The sequence below is a fragment of the Oerskovia sp. NPDC060287 genome (assembly GCF_042726775.1).
Lineage (GTDB): Bacteria > Actinomycetota > Actinomycetes > Actinomycetales > Cellulomonadaceae > Oerskovia > Oerskovia merdavium.
The window spans coordinates 1-2,889 of sequence record NZ_JBHXBO010000364.1; the positions used below are offsets into that span (position 1 = coordinate 1).

The 2,889-nt window shown below is 73.1% G+C and carries 3 protein-coding genes; all 3 read left to right on the plus strand.

What is annotated here, in order from left to right:
• Nucleotides 1–282 precede the first annotated feature (282 nt).
• Nucleotides 283–651, plus strand: a complete 369-nt coding sequence (locus tag ACFWFR_RS18890) for a hypothetical protein (protein WP_191802890.1) — start codon at nucleotides 283–285, stop codon at nucleotides 649–651.
• A gap of 309 nt (nucleotides 652–960) precedes the next feature.
• Nucleotides 961–1,053 (plus strand): potassium-transporting ATPase subunit F, encoded by a 93-nt coding sequence (locus ACFWFR_RS18895; protein WP_139107727.1) that lies wholly within the window; start codon nucleotides 961–963, stop codon nucleotides 1,051–1,053.
• Nucleotides 1,054–1,139: 86 nt separating this feature from the next.
• The gene (gene kdpA / locus ACFWFR_RS18900; protein ID WP_377624121.1) at nucleotides 1,140–2,795 is read left to right on the plus strand and encodes a potassium-transporting ATPase subunit KdpA; all 1,656 of its coding nucleotides are present in this window, start codon (nucleotides 1,140–1,142) and stop codon (nucleotides 2,793–2,795) included.
• The last annotated feature ends 94 nt before the right edge of the window (nucleotides 2,796–2,889 follow it).

Here is a 2,889-nt window from a genome sequence, read left to right on the forward strand (position 1 = left end):
GGAGCGCTCTGGACCCCCGTTCGCCGCATCTCGAGTCGGGTGGTCCGGCCCGCGGGCGCCTCGCCTGCCCGCGGCCTGGGGGCCTTGCCCGCCCGCGGCCGGCGCTTCGCCTGCCCGCGGCCGGCGCCTCGCCCCCGTTCCGCCCGGCCTCAGGTTCCCGGCGGCACGCCGCGCCTCATCCCGAGCGGCGCCCCGAGGTCGCGGCTAGGGTGGACGAGGACGGACAGATCGGACACAGCGCGTCGGGAGCCTCCGTGGCCCGGCGAGCGCGAGGAGGCTCACGTGGTGCAGCGTGGTGGGGTGCCGTCGGGCCGCCTCCCGCGACGCACGGTCGACGCCCCGTCGGACATCGCCCGAGCGGTCGAGCACGCGCGCATCCTGCGCGGGGCCGGGGACCCCACCGGCGCGGCCCGTGTCCTCGACCGAGCCTTCGACGCCGAGGGCGTCCGCACCAGGACCGTGTCCGAGCGGCTGCGCTTCCGCGCGCTCGTCCTGCGGGCGGACCTCGCGCTCCAGCTGCACGACGACGTCGCGGCCGCCCGGTTCCTCGCCGGTGCCGAGGCGCTGCCCCTGCTCGCGGACGCGCTCGCGGCGCTCGACGACGACCTGCACCTGGCCGAGGAGCTGCGCGAGCGCCTCGACGCCGACTGAGCACCCGGCCGGCCCCACCCGTCAGGGTTGCGTCAACACCCGCCGGACCCCCGTCAAGAACCCGTCAACGCCCCGCCTCCCGCCTCCTCCCACGGCATAGACCTGGGGTGTGCGCAGGAGCTGCGCACCGGCACGGCGCCTCCACGCCGACCACGGCACCTGCCCGCGGTCCCCGAGATCCGCCCGCCGCACGACGTTCGAAGGCAGAACTCAGATGGCCGACCTGGCCTACATCCTGCTGACCGTGGTGTTCTTCACCGCCGTCGGCCTCGTGGCCCGCCGCCACGGCTCCTCCGGGGGGTCCACGTCATGACGGTCCTCGACTGGGTCGGGCTCGGTGCCGTCGTGGTGCTGCTCGGCTACCTGTTCGTCGCCCTGCTCCGCAGCGACAAGGTCCGGTGAGCGCGACCGTGCTGACCCAGACCAGCGTGCTGACCCACGCGACGGCGACCCAGGCGGTCGGCGAGGTCGCGTCGCAGGCGCCCGGCGTGTGGCTCGCCGTCGGGCAGCTCGTCCTGCTGCTCCTCGCGCTCGCCGCGGTGCACGCCCCGCTCGGCGCCTACATGGCGCGCGTCTTCACCTCACCCCAGCACCTGCGCGTCGAGCGGGCCGGATACCGGGTCATGCGCGTCGACCCCGACGCGGAGCAGAAGTGGAGCACCTACCTGCTCTCGCTCCTCGGCTTCTCGATGGCCTCGCTCCTGCTCCTCTACGGGCTCGCGCGCCTCCAGCAGCACCTGCCGATGAACCTCGGGTTCTCCGCGTTCGACCCGGCCGGCGCGTGGAACACCGCGGTCTCGTTCGTGGCCAACACGAACTGGCAGTGGTACTCGGGCGAGGCCGCCGCGGGGCACCTGCTCCAGATGGCCGGGCTCGCGGTGCAGAACTTCGTGTCCGCGGCCGTCGGCATCTCGGTCGCCGTCGCACTCATCCGCGGCTTCGTGCGCTCGGGCACGGACGGGCGCGTCGGCAACTTCTGGTCCGACCTGACCCGCACGTGCGTGCGCATCCTGCTGCCCATGGCGTTCGTCGGCGCGATCGTGCTGCTCGCCACGGGCGTCATCCAGAACTTCGACGCGCACACGGCGATCGACACGGTCGCGGGCGGCACGCAGCACGTGCTCGGCGGCCCCGTCGCCTCGCAGGAGGTCATCAAGGAGCTCGGCACCAACGGTGGCGGGTTCTTCAACGCCAACTCGGCGCACCCGCTCGAGAACCCCAGCCCGTTCTCCAACCTGTTCGAGATCTTCCTGATCCTCGTGATCCCTTTCACCCTCCCTCGCACGTTCGGCCTCATGGTCGGCGACAAGCGTCAGGGCTGGGCCGTCCTCGGGGCCATGGGCGCGCTGTGGTTCGTCGCGGTCGCGCTCATCACCTGGGCCGAGATGGCCGGGCCCGGAGCTGCGCCCCTCGCCGCGGGCGGCGCCATGGAGGGCAAGGAGACCCGCTTCGGCCTCGCCGCGAGCGCCCTGTTCGCCGCGTCGACCACGGGCACCTCCACGGGTGCGGTCAACGCGATGCACGACTCCCTGACCGCGCCGGGTGGCGGCGTCACGATGTTCACCATGATGCTCGGCGAGATCGCGCCGGGAGGCGTGGGGTCGGGCCTGTACGGGATGCTCATGCTCGCGATCGTCGCGGTGTTCGTCTCGGGGCTCATGGTCGGGCGCACGCCCGAGTACCTGGGCAAGAAGATCGGTCGCCAGGAGATCACGCTCGTCGCGCTGTACATCCTCACGGTCCCGTTCCTCGTGCTCGTCGGCACGGCGCTCGCGATCGCGCTCCCCGCCGGCCAGGCCGGCATCCAGGAGGCCGGCCCGCACGGGCTGTCCGAGGTCCTGTACGCGTTCACGTCCGCGGCCAACAACAACGGGTCGGCGTTCGGCGGGCTCACGTCGGGCACCCCCTTCTACAACACGGCCCTGGGCGTCGCGATGCTCGCCGGCCGCTTCATCCCCATCGCCCTCGTCCTGGCCCTCGCCGGACGCTTCGCCTCCCAGAAGACGGTCCCCGCCACCGCGGGCACCCTCCCGACGCACCAGCCGCTGTTCGTGGGCGTGCTCGGGACCGTCGCCCTGGTCGTCGTCGGGCTCACCTTCGTCCCCGTGCTGTCGCTCGGTCCCATCGTGGAGTCGCTCTCATGAACTCTTCCTCTCGTTCCCTTCCTGCGGGGCGCACCGCCCCCGACGGGGCGGCGGGTCGTGGTGGGTCTGGCGGAGGACCGAGGAACGAGGTCCT